Origin of the sequence: Pseudomonas sp. F1_0610 (assembly GCF_047470865.1) — a bacterium.
GTDB lineage: Bacteria > Pseudomonadota > Gammaproteobacteria > Pseudomonadales > Pseudomonadaceae > JAZDRH01.
Map to the genome: position 1 here is coordinate 1 of NZ_JAZDRH010000005.1, position 22,878 is coordinate 22,878.

A 22,878-nucleotide genomic window follows, 5' to 3' on the forward strand; every position below is an offset into this window, starting at 1 on the left:
CGCTAAAGCAGTGGTATAACAGTAATAAAATTTTTCAAAATATTTAATATAATACTCACTCAACATTAAATCTTTCGATTCACTATCCAGTTTCAAAATATCAGATACAACTGAGGCAGGATGTTTTGAAAATTCTTCATTTATAGCATCCATTATAATTTTTATTTTATCAAACTCATTTTCTCTTAGGTATCTCTTATAAAATCTATCAAAAAAAATCGGCCATTCAAGATCTTTTCTTGCGGGTACAACAACTTTTTTTACTACGGAGAAAAAATTATTCATACCTATTGCCGTATCTACAGCCTCAATAAGAGGTCCACCTTTAAAACCTATTAGCACACTTCCTCCTGTTACTAATTTTTTGTTAATGCTAGAAATTCAATATTCTTTCCTGTGACAACACCGTTGGTTTTGCGTGTAATACTGTCAACAATTTTATCCATTACTTTCTGATCAAGTACTAATCCTCTAGTATTTATCACAATATTCTGTTTTATTCCAGCAGGCAAATGTATATTTCGTGTATTCACTTGTTTGGATGCATCATTAATAAGTGCATAAGTGTGGGGAGGTAATCATATTGTCATAGATAGGAATGAAGGTTAAAACGGCTGGAGGCTTTGACAGTGTTGATGTATAGCGGATTTACGGTATGAATTTGAGATTGCGAAAAAATGATTAAAAAGGCGCATTTCTGAGAAGATTTGCGCCTTTATTGTCTTAAGAATGCAAACAGAATAAGAATAAAGAGTTACATCCAGCCTGCGGACCACACAACACGGCCAATTATGGCTAAATCACCTAATGCGTCACGATTGACAGTCATTGGCTTGTAGGCTGAGTTTTCACTGATCACTAATATAGAGCCGTTAATTTGGCGTTGTAGGCGCTTTGCGTATAGATGCTCATCTACACGTATGACATAAATACCATCAGCAGTGATGGATGACTGAGTGTGATCAATTAGAACAGTGTCATTATCATGCAGTAATGGCTCCATTGAGTCGCCTTTTATACGCACAGCAGAGAGTTGATCTGCAATCAATCCCTTTTTTCGCAAAGAATACTGTGTAAAAGAAATATGGGTAAGTATCTGATCTTTACCATTCCATGCGCCCCCACCAGCACTACAAACTGCATCATATAAAGGGATATAGGCATACTTATCATCCTCAGCAAGTTTAGATGTTTTGCTTTTAGTAATATCACCTTCGCCTGTTGCTAGCCAGTCTAGGTTCACTTTGACGACTTTAGCAATATCTACACAACGCGACAGTTTAGGCTCTCGTTCGCCAGTCATGTAGTACTCCAGGGTACGTCTTGGAATAGTTGCGAGTCGGGCTAGCTCATCGCCGCTTCCGGCTAACTCTGCACAGTGTCTAATTCTATCAGCTAGTGTCTCAAACATTTCGGATTAACCCAGCTAGCAAACGAAATACAGAACTAAAGAAAACGAAATTTCGCTTAGCTAAAATATGCCTTTAAAATCAATAATTTAGCCGAATAGTTCTATATTCTTGCTTTATTTTATAAACGAAATGCCGTTTTTCGCTTTACTTGATAGATCAAAACGGCTATGTTTATCCGCAATCGGTTGTTAAACACCGTTAAAAACCACCCCGCAAAGATGGTTAGGAAAATGACTATTAACGATATTAAGAAATTAACTCTCGAACAACGATGGGAGTTTATTAAGTACCAATTACGAATGCGTGGCACTTCTATCACTCAGCTTGCACGTGATATAGGGGTCGACGAGAGAACGGTTCGGTGGGCTAAACTAAACCGTTACCCTCGTATTGAACGTAGCATTGCTAAAGCGTTGAACGTACAGCCATGGGAAATATGGCCTGAGCGTTGGAACAATGACTACACCCCTGTTCGCGAGCGTCCAAATACAGCTGAATGTAAATACACGCGCTCCAATTCTAACAGTACTGTCATCGCTTCGCACCGTTTAAGTTGTGGAGGTGTGTAGACATGGCTCGCAAACCTAGAAAAGACGACCGTACTTTTGACTTATTTGAAGTGCCACAACCAGTCGCAGCTATTCCAGGGCAATGTAACTACGCTGCCACTATTAGCGAGTTAGTTGCAGAGATCCTTAAAGAAGCAGAAATAGATCGCTACGAAATTGCGACTCAAATGTCGAGGCTTTCAGGCGATGACGTTAGTAAAAATATGCTTGATGCCTGGTCAAGCCCTGCTCGAACAGAACACAACATCCCATTTTATCGCGTACCACTACTGGAACAAGTGTGCTCTAGCCGCCTGCTGACCAATTGGTTAGTTAACCAGCATGGTGGCCGCGTTGCATATGGTCGTGACGCATTAAACGCAGAACTAGGACGTTATGAACGTAAGCGTGAAGAGTACGCACGCAAAGCCCGTGAACTTAAAAAAGCATTGGGGGATGCGTAATGAAAGATTGGTATACCGCTCAAGAATTGGCAGGTATGAAAGGTCTGCCACAAACTGATCGTGCTATTCAAATGCGTAGTAAGCGTGAAAAGTGGGACTCACGCAAACGTGAAGGCACCAAAGCCCTAGAATACGCCTTCAAAAGCCTACCAATAGAAACTCAAAACGCCATCCGTAAAGAAGCCACACAAGCAGTACTGGCGACCAACACATTGCCCGTGCGTAACGATGAAGTGCAGCTTGAAATGCTTGAAACCGAGCAACAGGCTCTGGTTACGGATGCCCGCACGGGTGTTATTAACGCCATTAATAACCTGATGCAAACCACAGGTTACACGCAAACCAAGTGTGCAGAGCTATTAATTGATATGGCTCGCGCAGGCTCAGTAGACGCGCATGTAGTGGCTATGCTCAAAAGTGCACGTGATGGACGCGGTCGCCCAAGTGAGGATGGTTTGCCGTCTAGTCGCTCACTGTTGCGCTTTATTAATCGGGCTAAAGAAGGTGAACTTGCCCCCGTTTACCGTCAAAAAGACATGACAGTTCCAACATGGGCAAAACGCTTTTTAAGTTTCTATCAGTTACCAAGCAAGCCTAGCGTGAGTTATGCCTACCAGCAGTTTGCCCAAGGTCAGCAAGGTAATATTCCAAGTATTCACCAAGTACGCCGTTTTCTAGAAAAAATGGGCAATGTTAGCCGCGAAGTTGGGCGCATGGGCGCGCGTGAACTGAAAACCCTAAAGCCCTTTATTCGTCGTGGTTTTGACAAACTATTACCCACCGATATTTACAGCGCCGACGGCCATACTTTTGATGCCGAAGTACAGCACCCAACCCATGGCCGACCATTTCGCCCAGAAATTACCACGGTTATAGACATCGCCACACGCAAAGTCGTTGGCTGGTCAGTCGATCTTGCCGAAAGCGCTTTAGCGGTGATTGATGCCTTGCGTTACTCCTGTGTGAAAAACGGCATACCTGCCATTTTTTATGTGGATAACGGATCTGGCTATAAAAACGCCATGATGACTGACCCTGCGATTGGCTTAATGTCGCGCTTGGGTACGGAAATGGTTAACAGCTTGCCGTATAACTCACAAGCACGCGGCATTATTGAGCGAGTACACCAAAGTATCTGGATTAAAGCGGCGCGTACACTGCCTAGTTATGTTGGTGTCGATATGGACCGCCAAGCACGTCTAGCTAACTTCAAGGTAACGCGTAAAGCCATTGATAAAGGTGGTGAGATTGTGGCTATGCCGCTAATGGCATGGGAACAGTTTGTAGAGTTCAGCACTGAACAAGTTGCACGTTACAACAATACGCCTCACAGCAGTTTGCCTAAGTTTACTGATCCAGTAACGGGCAAACGCCGCCATATGACACCCAATGAGTGCTGGGCACAACACGTAGCCGATGGGTTTAGCGTTATTTCTGTCACGGATGATGAAGCTAGACCACTATTTAGACCGCAAGAGCTACGTATTGTTAACCGTTGTGAAATTAACTTATTCAACAACCTCTATTTTGCTGCTGCGCTAGAAGAGTTCCATGGCGAACAGTTGCGTATTGCTTTTGATATTCACGACGTTTCAAGGGTTTGGGTGTACAACCAGGAAGGTGCATTCCTTTGCACCGCTGAGCTAGATGGCAACAAGCGCGATTACATGCCGCAAAACTTTGTCGAGCGTAAACGTGATGAGCGCCTAAAAGGCCGTGAAAAACGCCTCAATAGCCACCTTGAAGAAGTACATGCAGAACGTTACGGATCACGCGTGCTTGAAGTCGAGCATGTTCCCGTTGCGGGCTTAGATCAGTATGACATGAATCAGCTACGTGCTCGCGCAGAGCAAGTCGAGCTTATTGAGGAAGCTGAGTTCACCCCTATCCAAACGGTCGCAAAAGCCGCACCTATTGCCCCAGTTGCATCTATCAGCGTGATTCCAAGTACGCCTGAAGCACGCTATGCCCTGTGGGTTGAAATAGATCAAAACCAAGATTTAGCCACACGTGATGCAAAAGTCGTGCGCTGGTTTAAGAACTACCCAAGCGGCAGTGAATTTAAGGCATTCAGCTACAGACAAGCTGAATCACTACAAACAGTTAGTTATTAATTAAGGACGGTAAAAGATATGTCTCAAGTTGCTTCTATTGCCAACATTGGCTTGTGTGATGTTGCCTTACAACGGGCATTAAGCCGCACTGAAAGTTTACCTGGAATGGTGTGTTTTTATGGTCCAAGTGGCTACGGCAAAACTAGCAGTGCTTGCTATGTTGCTAACGCCCGCCGCGCTTACTACGTGCAAGCTCGCAGCGTTTGGACGAAAAAAGACACACTGCGCGCCATTATTGACGCCATTGGTGTTAGCGCACCCACAGGCGCAACGGCATCCATGCTAGTCGATGCGATTGCTTCAGAACTGGCAGCCACAGGTAAACCATTAATTATTGACGAAATGGACCACATTGTTGCACGTGGTTCTGTTGAGCTTATTCGTGACATTTACGAAGCCAGCCAATCGCCAATATTACTCATTGGCGAAGAAATGCTGCCAACTAAGCTAAAACGCTTTGAACGTTTTCACGGTCGCGTACTGAGTTGGGTGCCAGCCCAGCCCGTCAGCTTTGAAGATGCCAAGCGTTTAGTGCCTATTTATAGCCAAGTACCTGTTGCAGATGACTTACTAGACCTCATCGTTAAACGCGCAAACGGCTCAGTACGTCGTGTAGCCACTAACCTTGCCAATATTAGCGATACCGCACTTAACGAAGGCTTAGATGCTGTTGACTTAGCAAGCTGGGGTAAGCGTGAAATTTACACTGGCGAAGCGCCTAAGCGGAGAGCTTAAGCATGACTAAGCTAGCAACTGGGCGCAAAGCCATTCACTTAGAACAACGCGGTGGAAAAAGTAACCGTCAACGTATCTGGGAAGTTATTCGCGCTAACCGTACAAGGTTCTCAGCGACCATGGTAGCGCATGAAGCACAGGTCAATTACGACACCACATGTTCCTACTTTCAGGGCCTGAAAAAAGCAGGTGTTATTGCCCATTGCCTAGAAAACGATGGCACCCCAACAACTAATGCGTTCTCTGAAAAAAGCCTATATCTGGTTAAAGACTTAGGCGTAGAAGCACCACAAATTAGCAAAAGTGGTAAAGCCTCGCGTGCAGGCGAAGGCACAGAAGCTATGTGGCGCACATTGCGCATGCTACCAAACGTAACTGTTCAAGAACTAGCTGGCTACGCCAGCGCTGGAGTGGAAGTGAAAGTATCCACTGCACAAAGCTATATAAAGTGGTTGCTACTTGCAGGCTACGTACAACACAACAACGGTAAACCCCGCCGTTACAGCCTAATTAAAGCCAAAGTAAAAGGCCCTCGCGCACCGCAGATTCAACGTATCGGTCAAGTCTACGACCCTAATACGGCTGAAGTCGTGTATGCACAAAACCCAGAGGACTTGCTATGAGCTATCTAGAACTGCTGCAAAAAGAAGTAGCACGCTCAAGCATGCAAAAAGTAGCCAACCATCTTGGCGTATCACGCACCACTGTCAGCTTGCTGCTGTCAGGCAAATATGGCGCTAAAACCTGCGCAATGGCGCAGCGTATTGAACGTGCATTCGGACAAATTAACTGTCCTGTGATGGGGCAACTATTGCCTGTCCAGTGCGCTGAGTATCACAACCGTCAACCCCCGTTAAATAACCCCGTTGCCATGCAGCATTTTCGCGTTTGCCAAAGCTGCATTCATAACACCCAGTGCAAGGACAAAACTCATGCAAAACACTAACAAAGTACAGGTTTTGATACGCGGCAAAGGCATGGTTCGTTTGATGTTTAACGGACGTTGTGTGGGGTTGGTGTCAGATCCAGCCTTTGCCCACATCCGCGCTAAAGAATTAGAAACCGATATCCCACGCTTACAACGTATTCAACAAAATCAACAAGGAGCTTAGCCATGAGCTTAATACCAGAAGGCTACAAACAAGATGCACAAGGTCGCTTAGTACCTGTAGAACAAATTAAAGAAATTGACAAGTTACGTGATGAGCTTGTGACCAGTATCACCACCAAAGCCCAAGTACTGCAAAAGGCCATGCGTGAATTTAAACAAGTAGCGTTTAGCGAAATACAGCAGTTTGTTGAGCTTAGTGCCAATGAGTACGGCACTAAGTTAGGCGGCAAGAAAGGCAATGTGTCGTTACTTAGTTTTGATGGCAAATACAAAATCCAGCATGCGGTACAAGAAAGCATTGCTTTTGACGAGCGCTTGCAAGCCGCTCGTTCGCTGATTGATGAATGTCTAAAGGAGTGGGTAAAAGACGCTCGCCCAGAATTGGCGCTAATTGTTAACGACGCTTTTCGCGTTGACACCAAAGGCGAGATCCGCACTGCACGGGTTCTTGCTCTGCGTCGCTACGAAATAGCAGATCCACGTTGGCAGCGTGCTATGGATGCCGTTAGTGATGCGTGCCAAGTCGTCGGCTCAAAAATCTACATTCGCCTGTATCAACGAGTAGGCGATAGCAATCAATACACCCCCATCAGCCTTGATTTAGCCAGTATTTAACATGCGAAACAGCCCAGCAATGGGCTGTCTGCCTAGCGTGGTGGCTAGGTACTGACGAGCAGCCAGGAGATTTATGACTGATTCAATTCAAGAGTTAAAACGCAAGCAAGCACGCGAGCGTAAACAAGCCGAGCGAGAGCGCAAACGTGCTCATCGTGAAGCTATGGGTGCGCGTGAGTTTCGTATGGAAATGTATCGCGCAACAACGCAAGCGCTTGAGCATATTTGCCATGTGGGTGGTTTTGAGCAAGAAGCAGAGGCCATCACCTTGCTGCTGCACAACGTCGCTGAGCTTGCCGAGCGTGACCCGTCACGCTTTCAAGAATTATTAAAAATAAGGAGTCACGCATGAGTATAAAACGTATTCAGCTGGCAAAAATTCACATTGCCAAAGCCCAGCTAAGCATGGATGACGACAGCTATCGCGCCATGCTAGCCCGTGTTGCAGGTGTAAAATCAGCAAAAGAGTTAAACCCGCGTCAAATTGGTTTAGTCATGGCTGAATTTGAACGTTTAGGTTTTACCCCGAAAGCCACTAATAAAGGCCGTGAAAAGCCGAATGTCACGGATAATAAGCAAAGCTACTTAAACAAAATTGAAGCACTACTTGCCGATGCTAAACGCCCATGGAGTTACGCGGACAGCATGGCTAAGCACATGTTTAAAGTAGAGCGTGTTGAGTGGTTAGACGAAAGCCAAACACAGCGTTTAATGCAAGCATTGATCATTGATGCTAAGCGTCACGAGGTGTGATATGAACGTTGAGCTGTTAAAACAACTACAAACAGACTTACCCAAGTCAGTGCAAGAAATGATTGCGTTAATCGGCTTTAGTAACACGTTAAAAGTAGTGCAAGCGTTAGGCGGTACTACTTGGCGCGTTGCTATAGGTCGAAGTGCAGAAGGTGAAGCAAAGCGCGAAGCATTGGCAGAAATGGTCGGTTCAGAAGCTGAGCAACTACTACGCCAACACTATGCCCAAAATGAAATATACTTGCCGCGTTGCTGCGCTTTATTGCGCAAAGTGCGAGACCTTAATATTCACAATGAATACGATATCGCTATAAAACAAGGGTTAAGCGCACGTGATACCGTTTGGCAACTAGCACGTCAGTATCAATTGAGCGATAGACGAGTATGGGATATTGTTAATAGTTATATACCCGATCAAGAACAGTACGCACTCTTTGGATCATAGGAGAAATTATGGCTTATATCGATCAATCGCTATCAAATGGCGAAAATATTGCGGCTAAGTTTAAACTGCACTGGTTTTCTTGGATGTATTTCATCTTGTGGATTGTCATTGCACCGGTGACATTGGGTATTACTCTTATTTTTGCCTTGTATGAGTTTGTTCGCTTAAAGAATATAGAGCAAGGTGTCACCACCAAGCGCGTTATTATTAAAACAGGCATAGTTGCTCGCAAAACCCAAGAAATGAAGCTTTCATCTATTGAAACTATCGATATTGATCAAAGTATTATAGGGCGTATTTTTGGCTTTGGAACAGTTCGCATAACAGGGCGCGGTATTAGTGACTGCGTGCTAAAAAACATTGCTAATCCGTTACATGTGAAAAAAACAATTGAGAATGCATTCCAAGCATAAGCGCTGAAACCCCTCTAGTTACCCACATTTCAAATGCCGCCCATCATGGGTGGCATGAACAGAAAACCCCTTACAACCCTAAGCCGTCCGTGTGAATATGCTCAAGCTATCTTAGCTGAGCCATCACGTGATGCGCGCAAAGCGCTGCTAGAACGCTGTCCCGAAGAGTGGCGCGCTCTCGTACGCTCGCTGGTGGAAGACGCCTGGGCTAAAGCAAAAAGCTACCGCACTTATAGAACTGTTCGCCAGCAAGGCGAGCAAGCTAAGCCGACACCAGCTCCACGCGTTACCGACACAGGTTTTCGTATTTCTGCTTATAAAAAATCATCGCCAGAGGTGGGAAATGACTACCTGCAAAAACTGCGCGCGAACCTGCCGTCAAGGAGTTAACGCCATGGCAGACCCAGCTACCAGCACAGCCGCGGCCAGCGGAGCTGTTCTTAAATATTTTGGTTTACACATTAGCGCAGGCGCTTTAGCCGCGGCGTTAGGTTTCTTAATTCTATGGCCTAAAACTGTCAAGGAAGGATTTGCCCGCCTGTTTGTAGCTATTTCATCCAGCAGCATTTTAGGGCCAATGCTGGTTGTGCGTTTGCATGCCAGTAACCCCGAACTTTTCGCCTCTGCTAATGAAGTCGCCAGCTTGTATGGGCTAGATCCCAATTTCGGCTTGCTGTTTGTCGCCTCGCCTTTGCTAGTGATTGCGGGCTTGCCCGCATGGTGGCTGATCGGCGCTGCACTGCGGATTTTTGAGCGTGATGGCGAAAGCTGGATAGGTGCCTTTGCGAACTGGATTAGACGTAAATTGGAGAATAAACATGAGTAGACCATCACGTGGCATTCGTAACAACAACCCAGGCAATCTAGTCTACAACGCTAAGAATAATTGGCGTGGACAGTTGCCGCATGATCCCACTATTGAAACGCGCTTTGTACGTTTTGACACTGCATTTAATGGCATTCGAGCACTTGCTAAGTTGCTGCTTAATTACCGTAAGATTCACGGTTTACGCACCATTGAAGCTTTAGTTAGCCGCTTTGCGCCCAGCAATGAAAACGATACTAAAGGCTATGCACGTTTTGTCGCTGAAGAAATGGGCATTAGTGCTTACGAACCGCTGCACTTAGACAAGCCAACTTTACAAAAACTGATTCCTGCCATCATCACCCAAGAGAACGGCCAGCAGCCGTACTCACCGCATTTAATTAGTGCGGCTATTGATGAGGTGCTCCAGTGAACTGGCGAGCGTGGCTAATGGTAAGTGCATTTTATGCACTTACGCTGCTGGCGAGCTATTGGGTTGGTCAGTGGCAAGGGGCCAGTGAACAGCAGCTCAAACACGAACGACAAAACATGGCAGCCATTGAGCAGCTACTCGCACGTAGTCAGCAGCAGATTGACGCGGCTAATCAAGCCAGCAATGCGCTGCTCAAACAAATGCAAAGCCGAGCAAAGCAGGATCAACAAACGACAAAGGAGCTACACGATGCGCTGGCTAAAACCGCTGCTAATCGCACTGATTGCAACTTGCCTGATGACGTCATGCAGTACCTATACCAAGCCCGTGATCGCGCCAGTGCCGCCACTACCCGCAGCACTGTTAACCCCGTGCCCAGTACCCGTCAGCCCGCTCAGTAGTGGTGCGGACGATATCGCTATGGCACTTAAACAGCTTTACGACCAGTACGGGCACTGTGCGCAACTGCATTGGAATACCGTACTTGAATACCAAACAAGGACTTTATATGAATCAGCAAACTAACCCAGACAGCCCAGAATTTAAGCTACTACAGCGTATTGACGGGCGCTTAGAACATATTGAGCAGCGCTTTGAAACGGCAGAACGCAAAGCCATCACTTATGGCGCTTTTGCAGGTGGCATCGCAGGGGCCATTGCCGCAGTGGGTGTGGCATTAGCAAAAATTAAGTTAGGAGCTTAAGCCAATGGCACACCCGCAAAAAATACGTGATGGCGTGCGCCGTGCGTATGTGCATGACCGCCTCAGTTTAGACGTTGCCGCGGCCATGTGGGGTGTGTCTTACGCAACCGCAGCGCGCTGGAAAAAGACCGCCGCCGACATGGGCGACGATTGGGACAAGCTACAAACTGCGCAGCTTATAAGTGGCGGTGGCGTTGAAGACGTTGCACGCCAAGTGCTGACTGGCTTAGTTGTACAGTTTCAATCAACTATGCAAGAGATCCAAACTGACGAAGAACTTAAAGCTTCAGTCAAAGTGCAAATGCTCGCCAGCCTTGCCGATGCTTACAACAAAACGGTATCCGCTTCTAAACGCATTCTGCCCGAAACCAGCGCCTTAGCGACCGCAATGGAAGTACTGCAAAAACAAGCTAGCTTTGTGCGTGAGCATTACCCGCAACACGCCCAAGCTTTTGCTGAGATTTTAGAGCCGTTTGGGGAGGAGCTAGCAAAAACGCTAGCGAACTAAACGATGGCTAGAAAGAACACACAAGACTATAAAGACTTTTTAAAAGAACTGAGTGAATTAGCTACTCAGTTCAAAAAGATGGTTGAAGCTGAAGTAGACGGCTTTGACCCTGATCCTATTGCCAGCAAGCAACGAGTAGAACGTGCGCAGAACGATCTTGAATACTTTGCACGCACGTACTTTCCGCATTATGTAAAACGTAAAAACGCACTACTGCATGACTATCTTTACCAGCGTTTACCTAAACTAGTGGATTCACCTAGCGGCGAGCACGAAGCCATTGCTGCACCACGGGGTAACGCTAAATCAACCGTCGTCAGCCAAATTTTTAATATCTGGTGCGTACTCACAGGGCGCAAGCATTACAGCATCATCATTATGGATGCCTTTGAACAAGCCGCCACTATGCTTGAAGCCGTTAAAGCCGAGCTTGAATTTAACCCTCGTTTGGCTATGGATTACCCCAAAGCCGCAGGCAAAGGTCGAGTTTGGCAAGTCGGGACAATAATCACGCAAAACGATGTAAAGATTCAGGCGTTCGGTAGTGGCAAACGTATGCGTGGCTTACGCCACGGTCCTTATCGTCCTGATCTAGTGATTGGTGATGACTTAGAAAACGATGAAAACGTGCGTAACCCCGAACAGCGCGACAAACTAGACAACTGGTTAAAGAAAACCGTGCTTAGCTTGGGCGATGTAGATGACAGCATGGACGTGATTATTATCGGCACCATCTTGCACTATGACTCAGTGTTATCACGTTTATTACGCAATCCACTGTGGAAGCGTCGCCATTTTAAGTCGATTTTGACATGGCCCGACCGTATGGACTTATGGGAGCAATGGGAAGAGCTGTTGCTCAATAACGACGATGAAGGCGCAGCCGCTGATGCGTTCTATCAGGCTAATCAGGCTGAGATGAAAGCAGGCGCTGTTATTAGTTGGCCCGATGGACAGCCCTTGTTAACTTTGATGAAAAAACGCGCGCGTGACGGACGCGATGCCTTCGACTCAGAACAGCAGAACGATCCTGTACAAGGCGACAATGCACCCTTTGCCGCTTGCATTAATTTTTGGGTTAACCGCTTAACCCAATGGATATTCTACGGTGCTTGTGACCCGTCACTGGGCAAGAAAGCCGCAGGACGCGACCCTAGCGCATTATTGGTTGGTGGCTTTAATCGTGAAACAGGTGTGCTGGATGTGGTCGAAGCGCTGATCCGCAAGCGCCTGCCAGACAAGATTATTAGCGACATCATTACTCTGCATAAAGAATACCGCTGCTTAGTGTGGGGCGTTGAAGCCGTGCAGTTTCAAGAGTTTCTGCGCACAGAGCTTGTTAAACGCAGCGCTAAGTTAGGTATTCCCGTACCTGCACGAGCCATTACCCCACATTCAGATAAATACCTACGTATCGAAAGCTTACAGCCGCACTTTGTAAACGGCTTAATCCGTATTCACCAAAGCCAGAGCGTGCTGGAACAACAACTTAAACACTTTCCGCTGGCCGACCATGATGATGGCCCAGATGCACTACACATGTTGTGGATGCTTGCCACCACGGGTTTTGCCAGCTTTGACTTTCAGTCGGTAGCGCGTAAGCGCGAAACACAAACCTATAACGCCTACGATGATGACGACATTGACGATGGCAGTCGCTTTGGCGGGAGCTGGTGATGAGAAGTGCTTTAAAAATTGTACTTATATTTTGGCTAGGCTGGTTTTTTGCTCATTTAACTGTTGCAGCAGAATGTCAGCGTTTAGGTGGGTTTTTTATTGGTGAACAAACGTATCACTGCACGCCAGAGTTGAGTGAATAACCATGTACGAACTAAAAATCACCCAAAGCCCAGACCCACGTATGTGGTACGCCCATTTGATTGGTAAATGTGTGCCGTTATTGCGAGAAGAAACAGACTGCTATATCAGCCGCCAACCTCAAGGCTATATCAATATTGTGAAAAAAGCGGATGCCAAGAGAGTAAGGAGAAAACATGAGCCAAATTATTGATATTCACGGCAGACCGTTACGTGCTGAAACCTTAAAAGAGCCACAAACCGCCCGTTTGGCAGGTTTGCACAGTGAGTTTGCCGAGCACCCCGTGCGCAATTTAACCCCGCACCGTTTAGCACGTATTTTGCAAGATGCCGAGGAAGGTCAGCTCAAAGGTCAAGCAGAGCTATTTCAGGACATGGAAGAACGCGACGGGCATATCTTTTCTGAAATAAGTAAGCGCAAGCGTGCGGTTATTGGTCTGGACTGGACAGTAGATCCAGCACGTAACGCAACAGCACAAGAAAAAGCGGATGCGGAATTTTTACACGAGTTACTGCTGGATTTAGACAACGTTGAAGATCTAATGCTTGATATGCTAGACGGCATTGGGCATGGCTACAGTTGCATCGAGTTGCAATGGCAGCGCTACGGCAAAGAGTGGCAACCGCAAGCTTTTCATCATCGACCACAAAGCTGGTTTATCACTGAAAACACTAATCAGAACAAGCTATTGCTACGGACTAACCATGGCGAACCTGAAGAACTGCGTCCCTTTAACTGGATAGTCCACACGCCAAAAGCCCGCAGCGGCTACATTGCGCGCACAGGGTTATACCGTGTTTTAGCATGGCCTTACTTATTTAAGCACTACAGTACTCGTGACCTTGCGGAGCTACTAGAAGTGTATGGTATGCCTATTCGGTTAGGTATGTATCCAGCGGGTACAGCTGAAAAAGAAAAAGCTACCTTGCTCAATGCCGTTACTCAATTAGGGCACAGTGCAGCTGGCATTATTCCTGAGTCGATGAAGATTGAATTTCAGGCAGCCGCACAAGGTAATGCCGACCCGTTTCTGGCGATGATGGAACAATGTGATGCCAGTATTTCCAAAGCCGTGCTCGGCGGTACACTCACCAGCCAAACAAGTTCAGGCGGTGGTGGCTCTTATGCATTAGGCAAAGTGCATAACGAAGTACGCCACGACTTATTAGAGTCAGACGCACGCCAGTTAGCCGCTACCTTAACCAAAGACTTGCTCTGGCCGTTAATTGTGCTTAATCGTGGTGGCGATCTTAACAACCGCCGTATGCCGCGCTTTAGTTTCGACCTAAAACAGACAGAAGACTTAAGCACCTTTGCTACAGCCTTACCGCCATTAGTTAATATTGGCATGCAAATCCCTAAAACTTGGGTGCATGACAAGTTAGGGATTCCACAGTCAGATGCGCATGAAGAAGTACTAGCGCCCGTTAACGTGGCAATGCTGAATCAACAGCCGCCCAAACTCGCAGCATTAAATTCAATATTAGCTGCGGTCTATCCTGATCAAAGCGCGTTAGACCACACGTTAAACAACCTGCCAGCCACGCAAAAACAACAGCAACTAGACGGTATCTTAGCGCCTTTATTGTCAGCCATTGAGCAAGGGCAAGACGAGCACGCGGTGCTAGGTTTGTTGGCTGAGGCTTTCCCCGAACTGGACGAAAGCGCGCTTACTGAAGCATTGCACAAAGCGCTGTTTGCGGTGGATGCCTTTGCCCGCTTGCAAGGTGGCGTATGAAACCCACCCAAGCCGATCTACAAGCCATCATCAACCTAAAACCTGATGACGCCATCGCTTATTTAAAACGCAAAGGCTTTGCCATTACGTGGGACTGGCACAGTGTCGATGCGTCCAGCCATGCACGCGCCTTTACCGTCGCGAAAGCCGCGAGTGTCGATGTGTTGCATGATATTCGCAGTGCTTTAATCACTAACTTAGAACAAGGGCAAACACTGGCCGACTTTAAAGCCAACCTACAGCCTATTTTACAAGCCAAAGGCTGGTGGGGGCGTCAAACTGTTGAGAATCCCGCAGGTGAAGAACAACAGGTACAGCTAGGCAGCCCGCGCCGTTTAGACACCATCTACCAAACCAACCTACAAAGTGCCTACATGGCAGGGCGTTACAAAGCCGCATTAGACAGCGCCGAAACTCACCCGTATTGGATGTATGTCGCGGTAATGGACAGCATCACACGCCCCAGCCACGCAGCATTACACGGCAAAGTATTTCGTTATGACGATCCTATCTGGCAGCACATCTTGCCGCCGAACGGTTACAACTGCCGCTGCCGTTTTGTTGCACTCAGCGCAGACGAAGTTGAACGGCGCGGCTTGGTTGTTGAATCCAGTGAAGGCCTAACCACTACTGAAACCATTGAAACAGGGGTAGAGCTAGAAACGGGCGAAATCAACAGTACTGAAGTGACAGTGCTAAAAACTACAGACAAAAACGGCAAGCCGATTCGTTTTAGCCCTGATGCAGGCTTTGATGGTAGCCCCGCCAATAGTCATATTATGGACGACGTACTACTGCAAAAAGCCAAACGCACATTAGGCGAGCAGGCAGGTACAGATGAAATGCAGCAAGTGCTGCTCAATCCTATTCGCTTAAAAGCATGGAATGCCTATATCGACAACGCGAAAAAATTAGGTTTTCGCCAAGGGCAAAGTATGGCATTTGGCGTTATGCAGCCAACCGATATCGCCTTTGCCAAACAACAAGGCGCTAAACTACAAACAGGCTTGCTCTTTATTCGTGATGAGTTAATTGCAGGCGGCAAAGCCCGCCGCCATAGCCAAGCAGGTAATGCGCTAAGCCAAGCCGAATGGAAGTCATTGCCTGAACGCATTTTAAATGCCAGCCAAGTACTCTGGGATAACGCCAATAAAACACTGATGTATGTCTTAGATGAAAGCCACGACCTAAGCACTAAAGTGGTGGTGCGCTTTGCTAAAAACACTTATGGGAAAGCTGATATAGATGACGCCGCCACTGTGTTTAAAGTGTCAGCGTTAGATATTAATTCAGGGCTTAAAAGTGGTATGTACAGCAAGGTGAGATAAGAGAGGCGCAGGACTCGAACCCGATAATGGCGCAGTGCCTAAGCAGCTCACCCCAACCTTTCCATTAGGAAACTACCTCTCTACTACCACTATAACAGCAAGGAAAAGCAATGACCAACAGCATTCACATTAGTCTAGACAATACTGCCTTAACGCAACGTATCAGCCAGATCATGCGCGTGCTAGACAACAGCCAACCGATGATGGCCGCCATCGCCAATGAACTGGCTGCCCAAACAGAACTGGCATTTATTGACGAAGGCCCAGGTTGGCAACAACTACGCCCCAGCACTGTAAAACGCCGCAAAGGTGGCGCGCATCCTATCTTACAAGTCAGCAACGCCTTAGCCCGTTCTATTACCACTCAATCAGGGCAAGACTTTGCCATTATCGGTACCAATGTTCCCTATGCCGCCATTCATCAATTTGGTGGGCGCATCCAGCGCGAAGCCAAACAAGGCACAGTGCGCCTACGTACTGATGCTAAAGGCAGGCTGCTACGTCAAAAAGGCCACAGCAATTTGGCAGTGTTTGCTAAACGAAGTCATAAACGCGCTACAGAGCGTGAATACAATGCTCAAGCCTATAGCATCGATATCCCTGCAAGACCTTTCTTACCTGTTACCCCAGATGGACAACTCAAACCCCGCGCGCTGGATGCGGTGATGACAGTGTTAAGTCAGTTTTTAAACTAAACACACAAACCGCCTGTAACGCGATTTAAGGCGGTTTGTCGTGCTGAGCGCGGTCATTCTATTGGTTTTGGCTAAACGCTATTTTTAACGGGTGGTTAACGGGGTTGGTGAGGGTTATTTTGAGTTGCTGGACGGAGTAGATAGAAAAATCAGTAAATAGTTTTATTCTTGATGAGTAGTATTTGTTGCTTCATATACAAGATGCTCAAGGCAAAACTGTAGTGCATAACTTATTTTGCTGTTTCCATTTCTATAATTTCGTAAAGTAGCTTCTGTAATATCTAAGCGTTTACATATTTCGACTTTAGTAAGCCCTGTTTTCTTCACAAGTGCGCTTACATATTCGGCGCTTGGGTTGTAAAAGCTGGAATTTACTTTTTTATTCATCAGAAACTGTTACAAGTTTGCGCTTGTAGCACTCGTCTATAAACTTCTCAAGCGTTTCACGCGAGATATATGAAAAGTATTCATTATATTCGCCCGTTTTTGAATCCCATCTTTTAAGTTTTGACTTAGTAATTGTTATGCCTTGAGCTGCAAACATATCAATTACTAAGTCTTTGTCTCTATGTATTTGCAAAAGACGTAATAAGTGATGAAAAACATCGTTGGTTGGAATTGTAGTATCAGTAATTAATTCGCGCATTAAAGATCAATCTCTAAATCTATAGCTATTTTTTGATCGAGTATGTAAAGAGTTACATCTCTTAGATCGAAAGGATATCCGATAATGCCCGTTTCTTCCTTTAACCGCTTTATAACGTCAGGCGTTGGCTCGGCCTGCGCAACTAACACATCATCTTTAATAGCTTTTAGTGCTCTATTTGCTTGAGCGATATAATCAACTATATCGCTCTTGTGCTTAATGATCAGTTCAATTGAGTTATCGTTAGCAGTAGGTGGCACTAGAAATTTAGTGCCATCTATATTAATTAGAATCATCTTCAAGTTTCTCTAATGTATAAATATCAATATTAATATTTATAGAGCGTGGAATGTCGCGCTGTGGGCGATTGAAATTCATGTGATACAGAGCATCTAAAGCTGGTGAATAGAAGCCTAGCTCTTTGAGTTTGTCATTTTGCTCACGCATAACCCAGCATGCAGAGTTAAATGCTTCACGAGCTTGTGAACCTACTTCCCCGTGGTTTTTGCACATTGCTTGATGTGCAGCGGTTACAGCTTCAACATCAATCACTTTTGATACAAATGCTTTAGCTTCATTTAATGCGCTAACAGCTTCTTTTTTTGCAGCAACTAGCTCTGCTTTAGCAGCTTCTAGTTCAGCTTTAGCTGGCTCTAAAAACTCTTTTGTTTTTTCTGCATTAGCGCGAATTTCTTTTGCAAGAGCCAAAGTTTTTTGGATCTCTTTCATTTCTTGCTCAATTGCAAAAAGTTCATTTTCACTAATGCGTGCTGCGGCTTCTTCTTCAGCGTTGGTAACAATAGCGTCCGCTGTTGATTGAACAGCTTCAACCCAATTTTCTAAACGGGTTTTTGAGCGAGTGCCGACTTCCCAGCACTTAGCCATTGGATTCCATTTTGCTGATTTGAAAATAGAGCGAAAATTGTCTTTTAGCTCAAAAGGGAAGAAAACTTGGTAGCCAGTTTCGATTTTGATTACTTTGATAGTGCTCATTTTGACTCTCCTGTGCGGAAGGTATCTTTGTGTGAAACTATAATCCGATAAAATTTATCGGTTTTCAACTGAAATAAGAGATTTTTTTTAAGTTGCTGACGAACGGTAGCTTCCTTTATTTAGTTGTTAGTGATATAAAAACCTTACTGCCGCATAGGCAGCTTAGAAAATACTTAGTTTGTTTTATGATTTACTGCTGAATAAGCAGCTTAGAAAGCCCTAGCCAAAAGCTGGGGCTTTTTCATTTATGCGTCAGTTAAGGTCAGTTGAGCTGCTGAACCCCTTCTAATTACCCGCACCCCAAATGCCGCCCATCATTGGCGGCATGAACAAATCAAAATCCTATATCGCCATCGCCGCCTGTTCTTTCCAGTTGCCGCAACTGGAAGACGGTCGCGTTTGGATCCAGCTAACACCTGCGGGGCAATTTAAGCCTGCTGATGGGCGTGCGATGGATGTGCCGTTTTGGTATATCGACCACGCCATCGCTGCGGCGGTTATTGCTCGCGCCAAAGCTCGTGGCACGCCACGGGTGCTGGACTATGAGCACCAAACCCTAAAGAAAGAAGAAAACGGCCAGCCTGCGCCTGCGGCGGGGCGCTTTTACGACTTTGAGTGGCGTGAAGGCTCAGGCCTATGGGGTTTGGTTGAACTTACAGACCGCGCTCGTCAGATGATTACCGACGGCGAGTATCTCTATTTTTCCCCAGTTTTTAGCTATGCCTCAGACGGGCGCGTGCTCGCGTTCCTAATGGGCGCACTCACTAATGACCCAGCAATCGACGGCATGGAGCCTTTAGCGCGCCGTGCTGCCGCTACTTTCGGTCATTTCTTATCCGACGAGGAACCCGTCATGAATGAACTACTGAAGGCAATTATTGCCGCACTGGCATTAAAGGAAGATGCCACGCAAGAACAAGCCATTGCTGCGTTAACTGCATTAAAGCCCGCTATTGATGGCAGCAAGCAAGTGCTTGAGCAACTACGCCAAACTCTTGGTTTAGAACCTAGCGCCACAGGCGAGCAAATTGCGGCTTGTGCTAGCCAACTTAAGCAACAACAAGTCGACCCCGCCAAATATGTGCCGATTCAAGCAGTCACTGAATTACAAGGCCAAGTCGCGGCATTAACTGCTCGTTTAAACACAGGCGAGCTAGATGGCTTGGTGCAAAGCGCACTGGCTGATGGTCGCTTAATGCCAAGCATGGAGAGATGGGCACGTGAATTGGGCGCAAAGGATATGGGCAGCTTAAAAAGCTTTATCGCTCAAGCCCCTAGTGTTGCCGCACTCACTAGTTTGCAAACCAGCGGCGCGCCTGACCCTGCTAACCACAACTTAACCGCCTCTGAGCTTGAAGCCGCGAAACTAACAGGCTTAAGCCCAGCTGAATACGCGAAAGCAAAAGGAGTTAACTAACATGGCGATTATTACCGCTGCGCTTTTACAAAGCTTACGTGTTGGCTTTCAAAAGTACTTCCAAGATGGCTTAGAGCAAGCCCCAAGTGAATACACCAAGATTGCCACGGTGATTAAATCCACCACCGCTAGCAATACTTACGGCTGGCTTGGTCAGTTCCCAGCATTGCGTGAATGGATTGGCGCACGTGTTGTGCAAAACATGAAAGAGCATGGTTACAACATTGTAAACAAGCTTTGGGAATCGACTGTGGGTGTTAAGCGCACCGACATTGAAGACGACAACTTAGGCATTTATGGACCGTTGTTTATTGAAGCTGGTCGCGCATCTAATGCCCACCCTGATATTCAAGTATTTAGCTTGCTAGCCAAAGGCGACAGCAACCTATGTTATGACGGCCAAAACTTCTTTGATACAGAGCACCCAGTGTATCCAGAGGAGGATGGCACAGGCACACCAGTGATGGTTAGCAACTTGTTTGCAGGTACTGATGCGGATGCGCCTGCATGGTTCTTGTTAGATACCAGCCGCGCATTAAAACCGCTGATTTATCAAGAACGCATTAAGCCAAACTTTACTGCGTTAACAGGTGAAACCGATGCAGTGGTGTTTAACACCGATGAATATCAATACGGCATTCGCGCACGTAACAACGTCGGCTATGGCTTATGGCAATTAGCCGCTATGTCTACCTTGCCACTTAACGCGGAAAACTTCGAAAAAGTTTATGACGCCATGCGTGCGTTAAAAGCCGATGGTGGCCGTCCGCTGAACGTGAAAGCCACGGTATTAGTTGTGCCGACCACGCTCCGCGCTGCGGCTAAGAAGGTAGTAGGCACTGCGCTGTTACCAGGTGGTGGCGATAACCCAAATTACGGTTTAGTCGACGTGCTCGACGTAGCCTGGCTAAACAAGTAATCCCATGACCCACGGACAAGGACGTCCACTTTTGGAGTAAGTGAAATGGCAAGTCAAACCGCTGCACAAAAGAAAGCTGCAGAAGCTACTAAGGCGAAAGCGGCAGCAGAATTAGCTCAAACAGCCAATATCGGCAATGAAGTTACTGATATTTCTGAAACGGAAGTGGATAACGAAACTACCAGTACTTCTGAAACCACAACAGCAGCTACGTCAACACCAGAGCCCGTTGCTACAACAGACACTGATTCTAAACTTGAACCTGAAGGCATGCAGCAATTAACGCTGGTCGGGGTACGGGTACACACCAAGCTAGAGCGCCGCTGCCGTGCTGGCCTTGTATTCACACGAGAACCGACACTGATTGAAGGTGAAGCGTTGGATGCTGTGGATCTAGCTGCTTTAGAAACAGATCCTTACTTGCATGTTGAATACATTGCCGAGTAAGCCCATGAACTATTGCACTCAAGCCCAGTTAATTGAGCTATATGGCGAAACAGTATTAGCGCAGTTAACCGATGACAATCGTCCTGCAAAACAGATTAACCCTGTGCTGATCGACCGTGCGCTAGAAGATGCTGACTCAGAAATAGACCTGCATCTACAAGGACGCTACCCATTGCCATTGCTGACTGTGCCACGTGTATTGGTAAGGATTGCAGGTTCAATTGCCTATGCCAACTTGCATAAAAATCTAGGTGAAAACCACCCTGCATTGCGTGCAGCTGAGCATAGCCGCCGCATGCTCAAAGGTATTAGCAAGGGTGAGCTCAGTATTGGGCTAGATGTGGCAGGCGATGTGGTTCCTGTGGCAGATAACGTGCAAATCAGCGGTGGGCGAAACGACTTTGCTCAAGGTGGCTGGTAATGGACGACTACTTGTTTTTAGAAGACTTGCTTATTGCTCGTATTCAACAGCAAGTACCTGAGCTCACTGTGCAAGGCATTGCTGATTTAGCCGATGTTGACCAAAGCGCACTCAGCACACCTAGCGCTTTTGTCGTGTATCTGGGGGATTGGGTGCCACAAGGCGCGTCTCATCAGGGCGGGCAAAAAACCATTCAAACGGTAACGCAAAATTGGGCAGTAGTGCTTTGTGTGAGTTACGGCGATAGCGCAGGCGATGGCTACGGCGCACGACGTTTAGCGGGTCCTTACTTAGGGCAATTACTCGCAACACTCACAGGCTGGAAACCTGCTCAAGACGTAGCGCCTTTAGTGCGAGCAGCACAACAAGCCCCCACTGATTACATCGACGGCTATTTCTATTACCCGTTAGTGTTTCAAGCCAACTTTGTTTACCCACGGAGCAAACCATGGCAACCCAAAAACTAAAAGTCACTCTTGAACGACCACACACGCATGCAGGTATTCAGTATGCAGTAGGTGCAACGTTGGAAGTCAGTGAACAAGAAGCTCAATTTTTACTACAGGCTAACGTGATACGTAAAAAGCCTGCATCAAGCGCTCAAAATCAGCGCAAGGAGACTGAAAATGTCTAAACAAGAACAGTACTTATACGGCCAAGGCAAAGTTAAAATTGCGATGATTGGCACAGATGGCAAGCTAGGTGCTTGGCGTTGGGTAGGTGATGTTTCTTCGTTAAAAATCTCAATGAGTGAAGAAACCATTTCACACCGTGAAAGTTACAGCGGCATAAAAGCCAAAGTGCGTGAGTTTGGCTATTCACCTGAAGCCAAGGTCGATGCTGTGCTACATAGTGTTATTACCGATAACCTTGCGCTGTTTACTTCAGGCGTAGCCACAGAAACCCCAGCAGGTACTGTTACCGCTGAAGCTTTGCCAGAGCTACAAGCAGGTGATGAGGTTGTGCTAGATAATCCTGGTATCACTGATGTGGTGATTACAGATAGTGCAGCATCCCCCGTGACCGTCGACCCAGCCAGCTACACTGTTGATCAGGCTTACGGGACTATTGTTTTTAACAGCATAGATTCTGCACTACAGCAACCATTCAATGTGGCTTATAAATACGTTGCAAATAAGCAAGTGTCGTTTTTAAGCACTAGCAAACGCCCTGATGTTGCACTGCGTTATGAAGGCATTAACTTGGCTGAAAACGGCGCACCTATTATTGCTGAGTTCTACAAATGCGCTCCATCACTGTTAACAGATTTATCGCTGATTACTGATGGTAATGAAGTGGCTGGCATGCCTGTGAACTTTGGCGTACTGCTCGATGGTAGCAAGCCAGCTAATGGTGCGCTGGGTCAGTTTGGCCGCCTCATTCAAGTGGAGTAAAT

General features: G+C 46.6%; 37 protein-coding genes and 1 other RNA gene. 32 read left to right on the top strand and 6 right to left on the bottom strand.

All coding sequences use genetic code 11. The features are described from left to right. Both VQ643_RS04175 and VQ643_RS04180 read right to left on the bottom strand, forming a co-directional pair. On the bottom strand, window positions 1-342 hold a 342-nt coding region (locus VQ643_RS04175; RefSeq protein ID WP_414198023.1), incomplete at its 3' end, for a hypothetical protein. 412 nt (window positions 343-754) lie between these two features. Then, a complete protein-coding gene (locus tag VQ643_RS04180; RefSeq protein WP_414198024.1) occupies window positions 755-1,411 on the bottom strand; it encodes an XRE family transcriptional regulator in 657 nt (218 codons plus the stop codon). A 231-nt stretch (window positions 1,412-1,642) separates the two neighbouring features. On the opposite strand from VQ643_RS04180, the gene VQ643_RS04185 reads away from it, so the two are divergent. From VQ643_RS04185 to VQ643_RS04305, 25 genes are all read left to right on the top strand, one after another. Then, window positions 1,643-1,981: a helix-turn-helix domain-containing protein gene (locus tag VQ643_RS04185; RefSeq protein WP_414198025.1), complete on the top strand. Its 339-nt coding sequence runs from the start codon at window positions 1,643-1,645 to the stop codon at window positions 1,979-1,981. A 2-nt stretch (window positions 1,982-1,983) separates the two neighbouring features. Next, a complete protein-coding gene (locus tag VQ643_RS04190) occupies window positions 1,984-2,424 on the top strand; it encodes a hypothetical protein (RefSeq protein ID WP_414198027.1) in 441 nt (146 codons plus the stop codon). Then, on the top strand, window positions 2,424-4,538 hold the full coding sequence (locus VQ643_RS04195) for a Mu transposase C-terminal domain-containing protein (protein WP_414198029.1): 2,115 nt from the start codon (window positions 2,424-2,426) through the stop codon (window positions 4,536-4,538). The genes VQ643_RS04190 and VQ643_RS04195 overlap by 1 nt, the downstream gene beginning before the upstream one ends. An 18-nt stretch (window positions 4,539-4,556) precedes the next feature. After that, on the top strand, window positions 4,557-5,273 hold the full coding sequence (locus VQ643_RS04200; protein ID WP_414198030.1) for an AAA family ATPase: 717 nt from the start codon (window positions 4,557-4,559) through the stop codon (window positions 5,271-5,273). Between the two features lie 2 nt (window positions 5,274-5,275). Continuing rightward, the gene (locus tag VQ643_RS04205; protein WP_414198031.1) at window positions 5,276-5,896 is read left to right on the top strand and encodes a hypothetical protein; all 621 of its coding nucleotides are present in this window, start codon (window positions 5,276-5,278) and stop codon (window positions 5,894-5,896) included. Continuing rightward, on the top strand, window positions 5,893-6,219 hold the full coding sequence (locus VQ643_RS04210; RefSeq protein WP_414198032.1) for a hypothetical protein: 327 nt from the start codon (window positions 5,893-5,895) through the stop codon (window positions 6,217-6,219). The genes VQ643_RS04205 and VQ643_RS04210 overlap by 4 nt, the downstream gene beginning before the upstream one ends. Further along, the gene (locus VQ643_RS04215; RefSeq protein WP_414198033.1) at window positions 6,206-6,385 is read left to right on the top strand and encodes a hypothetical protein; all 180 of its coding nucleotides are present in this window, start codon (window positions 6,206-6,208) and stop codon (window positions 6,383-6,385) included. The genes VQ643_RS04210 and VQ643_RS04215 overlap by 14 nt, the downstream gene beginning before the upstream one ends. A gap of 2 nt (window positions 6,386-6,387) precedes the next feature. Then, window positions 6,388-6,999 (top strand): DUF3164 family protein, encoded by a 612-nt coding sequence (locus tag VQ643_RS04220; RefSeq protein WP_414198034.1) that lies wholly within the window; start codon window positions 6,388-6,390, stop codon window positions 6,997-6,999. A 1-nt stretch (window position 7,000) separates the two neighbouring features. After that, window positions 7,001-7,067: hammerhead ribozyme type II (locus VQ643_RS04225), an RNA gene on the top strand. Between the two features lie 5 nt (window positions 7,068-7,072). Then, window positions 7,073-7,351, top strand: coding sequence for a hypothetical protein (locus VQ643_RS04230; protein ID WP_414198035.1), 279 nt, complete (start codon window positions 7,073-7,075; stop codon window positions 7,349-7,351). Continuing rightward, complete coding sequence (locus VQ643_RS04235; RefSeq protein WP_414198036.1) at window positions 7,348-7,752, top strand: gp16 family protein; 405 nt, start codon at window positions 7,348-7,350, stop codon at window positions 7,750-7,752. Before VQ643_RS04230 ends, VQ643_RS04235 begins: the two co-directional genes overlap by 4 nt. 1 nt (window position 7,753) lies before the next feature. Then, a complete protein-coding gene (locus VQ643_RS04240) occupies window positions 7,754-8,197 on the top strand; it encodes a Mor transcription activator family protein (RefSeq protein ID WP_414198037.1) in 444 nt (147 codons plus the stop codon). Window positions 8,198-8,205: 8 nt separating this feature from the next. Beyond that, window positions 8,206-8,610 carry a PH domain-containing protein gene (locus VQ643_RS04245; RefSeq protein WP_414198038.1) on the top strand — a complete coding sequence of 135 codons (405 nt, stop codon included), beginning with the start codon at window positions 8,206-8,208 and terminating at the stop codon, window positions 8,608-8,610. A gap of 54 nt (window positions 8,611-8,664) precedes the next feature. Next, the gene (locus VQ643_RS04250; RefSeq protein WP_414198039.1) at window positions 8,665-9,000 is read left to right on the top strand and encodes a hypothetical protein; all 336 of its coding nucleotides are present in this window, start codon (window positions 8,665-8,667) and stop codon (window positions 8,998-9,000) included. A gap of 4 nt (window positions 9,001-9,004) precedes the next feature. Then, a complete protein-coding gene (locus VQ643_RS04255) occupies window positions 9,005-9,436 on the top strand; it encodes a hypothetical protein (RefSeq protein ID WP_414198040.1) in 432 nt (143 codons plus the stop codon). Continuing rightward, the gene (locus tag VQ643_RS04260; protein ID WP_414198041.1) at window positions 9,429-9,848 is read left to right on the top strand and encodes a structural protein; all 420 of its coding nucleotides are present in this window, start codon (window positions 9,429-9,431) and stop codon (window positions 9,846-9,848) included. The genes VQ643_RS04255 and VQ643_RS04260 overlap by 8 nt, the downstream gene beginning before the upstream one ends. Continuing rightward, entirely contained in the window at window positions 9,845-10,249 is a 405-nt protein-coding gene (locus VQ643_RS04265; protein ID WP_414198042.1) for a hypothetical protein, read from the top strand. Before VQ643_RS04260 ends, VQ643_RS04265 begins: the two co-directional genes overlap by 4 nt. Window positions 10,250-10,356: 107 nt before the next feature. Further along, entirely contained in the window at window positions 10,357-10,551 is a 195-nt protein-coding gene (locus tag VQ643_RS04270; RefSeq protein WP_414198043.1) for a hypothetical protein, read from the top strand. Between the two features lie 4 nt (window positions 10,552-10,555). Next, the gene (locus VQ643_RS04275; protein ID WP_414198044.1) at window positions 10,556-11,059 is read left to right on the top strand and encodes a DUF1804 family protein; all 504 of its coding nucleotides are present in this window, start codon (window positions 10,556-10,558) and stop codon (window positions 11,057-11,059) included. A 78-nt stretch (window positions 11,060-11,137) separates the two neighbouring features. Next, window positions 11,138-12,736 (top strand): phage terminase large subunit, encoded by a 1,599-nt coding sequence (gene terL, locus VQ643_RS04280; RefSeq protein WP_414198167.1) that lies wholly within the window; start codon window positions 11,138-11,140, stop codon window positions 12,734-12,736. Then, window positions 12,736-12,879, top strand: a complete 144-nt coding sequence (locus VQ643_RS04285) for a hypothetical protein (protein ID WP_414198045.1) — start codon at window positions 12,736-12,738, stop codon at window positions 12,877-12,879. Before terL ends, VQ643_RS04285 begins: the two co-directional genes overlap by 1 nt. A gap of 2 nt (window positions 12,880-12,881) precedes the next feature. Next, window positions 12,882-13,070, top strand: a complete 189-nt coding sequence (locus tag VQ643_RS04290) for a hypothetical protein (RefSeq protein ID WP_414198046.1) — start codon at window positions 12,882-12,884, stop codon at window positions 13,068-13,070. Then, a complete protein-coding gene (locus VQ643_RS04295) occupies window positions 13,054-14,616 on the top strand; it encodes a DUF935 domain-containing protein (RefSeq protein ID WP_414198047.1) in 1,563 nt (520 codons plus the stop codon). Before VQ643_RS04290 ends, VQ643_RS04295 begins: the two co-directional genes overlap by 17 nt. Then, the gene (locus VQ643_RS04300) at window positions 14,613-15,944 is read left to right on the top strand and encodes a phage minor head protein (protein WP_414198048.1); all 1,332 of its coding nucleotides are present in this window, start codon (window positions 14,613-14,615) and stop codon (window positions 15,942-15,944) included. The genes VQ643_RS04295 and VQ643_RS04300 overlap by 4 nt, the downstream gene beginning before the upstream one ends. 110 nt (window positions 15,945-16,054) lie before the next feature. Continuing rightward, window positions 16,055-16,639, top strand: coding sequence for a phage virion morphogenesis protein (locus tag VQ643_RS04305; RefSeq protein WP_414198049.1), 585 nt, complete (start codon window positions 16,055-16,057; stop codon window positions 16,637-16,639). 162 nt (window positions 16,640-16,801) lie between these two features. On the opposite strand, the gene VQ643_RS04310 is transcribed toward VQ643_RS04305, so the two are convergent. From VQ643_RS04310 to VQ643_RS04325, 4 genes are read right to left on the bottom strand one after another with little or no spacing between them, the layout of a single operon-like run. Then, window positions 16,802-17,026, bottom strand: a complete 225-nt coding sequence (locus VQ643_RS04310; RefSeq protein WP_414198050.1) for a helix-turn-helix domain-containing protein — start codon at window positions 17,024-17,026, stop codon at window positions 16,802-16,804. Continuing rightward, complete coding sequence (locus VQ643_RS04315) at window positions 17,019-17,285, bottom strand: hypothetical protein (protein ID WP_414198051.1); 267 nt, start codon at window positions 17,283-17,285, stop codon at window positions 17,019-17,021. Before VQ643_RS04315 ends, VQ643_RS04310 begins: the two co-directional genes overlap by 8 nt. Continuing rightward, window positions 17,285-17,581 (bottom strand): hypothetical protein, encoded by a 297-nt coding sequence (locus tag VQ643_RS04320; RefSeq protein ID WP_414198052.1) that lies wholly within the window; start codon window positions 17,579-17,581, stop codon window positions 17,285-17,287. Before VQ643_RS04320 ends, VQ643_RS04315 begins: the two co-directional genes overlap by 1 nt. After that, window positions 17,568-18,278 carry a hypothetical protein gene (locus VQ643_RS04325; protein WP_414198053.1) on the bottom strand — a complete coding sequence of 237 codons (711 nt, stop codon included), beginning with the start codon at window positions 18,276-18,278 and terminating at the stop codon, window positions 17,568-17,570. Before VQ643_RS04325 ends, VQ643_RS04320 begins: the two co-directional genes overlap by 14 nt. A gap of 304 nt (window positions 18,279-18,582) precedes the next feature. Between VQ643_RS04325 and VQ643_RS04330 the strand changes: the two genes are divergently transcribed. From VQ643_RS04330 to VQ643_RS04360, 7 genes are read left to right on the top strand one after another with little or no spacing between them, the layout of a single operon-like run. After that, a complete protein-coding gene (locus tag VQ643_RS04330) occupies window positions 18,583-19,695 on the top strand; it encodes a phage protease (protein ID WP_414198054.1) in 1,113 nt (370 codons plus the stop codon). Between the two features lies 1 nt (window position 19,696). Further along, on the top strand, window positions 19,697-20,614 hold the full coding sequence (locus tag VQ643_RS04335; protein WP_414198055.1) for a Mu-like prophage major head subunit gpT family protein: 918 nt from the start codon (window positions 19,697-19,699) through the stop codon (window positions 20,612-20,614). A gap of 45 nt (window positions 20,615-20,659) precedes the next feature. Continuing rightward, entirely contained in the window at window positions 20,660-21,061 is a 402-nt protein-coding gene (locus VQ643_RS04340; RefSeq protein ID WP_414198056.1) for a hypothetical protein, read from the top strand. Window positions 21,062-21,065: 4 nt separating this feature from the next. Continuing rightward, on the top strand, window positions 21,066-21,482 hold the full coding sequence (locus VQ643_RS04345; RefSeq protein WP_414198057.1) for a gp436 family protein: 417 nt from the start codon (window positions 21,066-21,068) through the stop codon (window positions 21,480-21,482). Next, a complete protein-coding gene (locus VQ643_RS04350) occupies window positions 21,482-21,949 on the top strand; it encodes a hypothetical protein (protein ID WP_414198058.1) in 468 nt (155 codons plus the stop codon). The genes VQ643_RS04345 and VQ643_RS04350 overlap by 1 nt, the downstream gene beginning before the upstream one ends. Next, complete coding sequence (locus tag VQ643_RS04355) at window positions 21,931-22,116, top strand: hypothetical protein (RefSeq protein ID WP_414198059.1); 186 nt, start codon at window positions 21,931-21,933, stop codon at window positions 22,114-22,116. Before VQ643_RS04350 ends, VQ643_RS04355 begins: the two co-directional genes overlap by 19 nt. Then, complete coding sequence (locus VQ643_RS04360; RefSeq protein WP_414198060.1) at window positions 22,109-22,876, top strand: hypothetical protein; 768 nt, start codon at window positions 22,109-22,111, stop codon at window positions 22,874-22,876. The genes VQ643_RS04355 and VQ643_RS04360 overlap by 8 nt, the downstream gene beginning before the upstream one ends. The last annotated feature ends 2 nt before the right edge of the window (window positions 22,877-22,878 follow it).

What these genes read in the sequence shown, in the direction of transcription:
- VQ643_RS04180 (WP_414198024.1), bottom strand. Translation starts at nt 1,411, where the DNA reads ATGTTTGAGACACTAGCTGATAGAATTAGACACTGTGCAGAGTTAGCC.
- VQ643_RS04185 (WP_414198025.1), top strand. Translation starts at nt 1,643, where the DNA reads ATGACTATTAACGATATTAAGAAATTAACTCTCGAACAACGATGGGAG.
- VQ643_RS04190 (WP_414198027.1), top strand. Translation starts at nt 1,984, where the DNA reads ATGGCTCGCAAACCTAGAAAAGACGACCGTACTTTTGACTTATTTGAA.
- VQ643_RS04195 (WP_414198029.1), top strand. Translation starts at nt 2,424, where the DNA reads ATGAAAGATTGGTATACCGCTCAAGAATTGGCAGGTATGAAAGGTCTG.
- VQ643_RS04200 (WP_414198030.1), top strand. Translation starts at nt 4,557, where the DNA reads ATGTCTCAAGTTGCTTCTATTGCCAACATTGGCTTGTGTGATGTTGCC.
- VQ643_RS04205 (WP_414198031.1), top strand. Translation starts at nt 5,276, where the DNA reads ATGACTAAGCTAGCAACTGGGCGCAAAGCCATTCACTTAGAACAACGC.
- VQ643_RS04210 (WP_414198032.1), top strand. Translation starts at nt 5,893, where the DNA reads ATGAGCTATCTAGAACTGCTGCAAAAAGAAGTAGCACGCTCAAGCATG.
- VQ643_RS04215 (WP_414198033.1), top strand. Translation starts at nt 6,206, where the DNA reads ATGCAAAACACTAACAAAGTACAGGTTTTGATACGCGGCAAAGGCATG.
- VQ643_RS04220 (WP_414198034.1), top strand. Translation starts at nt 6,388, where the DNA reads ATGAGCTTAATACCAGAAGGCTACAAACAAGATGCACAAGGTCGCTTA.
- VQ643_RS04230 (WP_414198035.1), top strand. Translation starts at nt 7,073, where the DNA reads ATGACTGATTCAATTCAAGAGTTAAAACGCAAGCAAGCACGCGAGCGT.
- VQ643_RS04235 (WP_414198036.1), top strand. Translation starts at nt 7,348, where the DNA reads ATGAGTATAAAACGTATTCAGCTGGCAAAAATTCACATTGCCAAAGCC.
- VQ643_RS04240 (WP_414198037.1), top strand. Translation starts at nt 7,754, where the DNA reads ATGAACGTTGAGCTGTTAAAACAACTACAAACAGACTTACCCAAGTCA.
- VQ643_RS04245 (WP_414198038.1), top strand. Translation starts at nt 8,206, where the DNA reads ATGGCTTATATCGATCAATCGCTATCAAATGGCGAAAATATTGCGGCT.
- VQ643_RS04250 (WP_414198039.1), top strand. Translation starts at nt 8,665, where the DNA reads ATGAACAGAAAACCCCTTACAACCCTAAGCCGTCCGTGTGAATATGCT.
- VQ643_RS04255 (WP_414198040.1), top strand. Translation starts at nt 9,005, where the DNA reads ATGGCAGACCCAGCTACCAGCACAGCCGCGGCCAGCGGAGCTGTTCTT.
- VQ643_RS04260 (WP_414198041.1), top strand. Translation starts at nt 9,429, where the DNA reads ATGAGTAGACCATCACGTGGCATTCGTAACAACAACCCAGGCAATCTA.
- VQ643_RS04270 (WP_414198043.1), top strand. Translation starts at nt 10,357, where the DNA reads ATGAATCAGCAAACTAACCCAGACAGCCCAGAATTTAAGCTACTACAG.
- VQ643_RS04275 (WP_414198044.1), top strand. Translation starts at nt 10,556, where the DNA reads ATGGCACACCCGCAAAAAATACGTGATGGCGTGCGCCGTGCGTATGTG.
- terL (WP_414198167.1), top strand. Translation starts at nt 11,138, where the DNA reads ATGGTTGAAGCTGAAGTAGACGGCTTTGACCCTGATCCTATTGCCAGC.
- VQ643_RS04285 (WP_414198045.1), top strand. Translation starts at nt 12,736, where the DNA reads ATGAGAAGTGCTTTAAAAATTGTACTTATATTTTGGCTAGGCTGGTTT.
- VQ643_RS04290 (WP_414198046.1), top strand. Translation starts at nt 12,882, where the DNA reads ATGTACGAACTAAAAATCACCCAAAGCCCAGACCCACGTATGTGGTAC.
- VQ643_RS04295 (WP_414198047.1), top strand. Translation starts at nt 13,054, where the DNA reads ATGAGCCAAATTATTGATATTCACGGCAGACCGTTACGTGCTGAAACC.
- VQ643_RS04300 (WP_414198048.1), top strand. Translation starts at nt 14,613, where the DNA reads ATGAAACCCACCCAAGCCGATCTACAAGCCATCATCAACCTAAAACCT.
- VQ643_RS04305 (WP_414198049.1), top strand. Translation starts at nt 16,055, where the DNA reads ATGACCAACAGCATTCACATTAGTCTAGACAATACTGCCTTAACGCAA.
- VQ643_RS04310 (WP_414198050.1), bottom strand. Translation starts at nt 17,026, where the DNA reads ATGAATAAAAAAGTAAATTCCAGCTTTTACAACCCAAGCGCCGAATAT.
- VQ643_RS04315 (WP_414198051.1), bottom strand. Translation starts at nt 17,285, where the DNA reads ATGCGCGAATTAATTACTGATACTACAATTCCAACCAACGATGTTTTT.
- VQ643_RS04320 (WP_414198052.1), bottom strand. Translation starts at nt 17,581, where the DNA reads ATGATTCTAATTAATATAGATGGCACTAAATTTCTAGTGCCACCTACT.
- VQ643_RS04325 (WP_414198053.1), bottom strand. Translation starts at nt 18,278, where the DNA reads ATGAGCACTATCAAAGTAATCAAAATCGAAACTGGCTACCAAGTTTTC.
- VQ643_RS04330 (WP_414198054.1), top strand. Translation starts at nt 18,583, where the DNA reads ATGCCGCCCATCATTGGCGGCATGAACAAATCAAAATCCTATATCGCC.
- VQ643_RS04335 (WP_414198055.1), top strand. Translation starts at nt 19,697, where the DNA reads ATGGCGATTATTACCGCTGCGCTTTTACAAAGCTTACGTGTTGGCTTT.
- VQ643_RS04340 (WP_414198056.1), top strand. Translation starts at nt 20,660, where the DNA reads ATGGCAAGTCAAACCGCTGCACAAAAGAAAGCTGCAGAAGCTACTAAG.
- VQ643_RS04345 (WP_414198057.1), top strand. Translation starts at nt 21,066, where the DNA reads ATGAACTATTGCACTCAAGCCCAGTTAATTGAGCTATATGGCGAAACA.
- VQ643_RS04350 (WP_414198058.1), top strand. Translation starts at nt 21,482, where the DNA reads ATGGACGACTACTTGTTTTTAGAAGACTTGCTTATTGCTCGTATTCAA.
- VQ643_RS04355 (WP_414198059.1), top strand. Translation starts at nt 21,931, where the DNA reads ATGGCAACCCAAAAACTAAAAGTCACTCTTGAACGACCACACACGCAT.
- VQ643_RS04360 (WP_414198060.1), top strand. Translation starts at nt 22,109, where the DNA reads ATGTCTAAACAAGAACAGTACTTATACGGCCAAGGCAAAGTTAAAATT.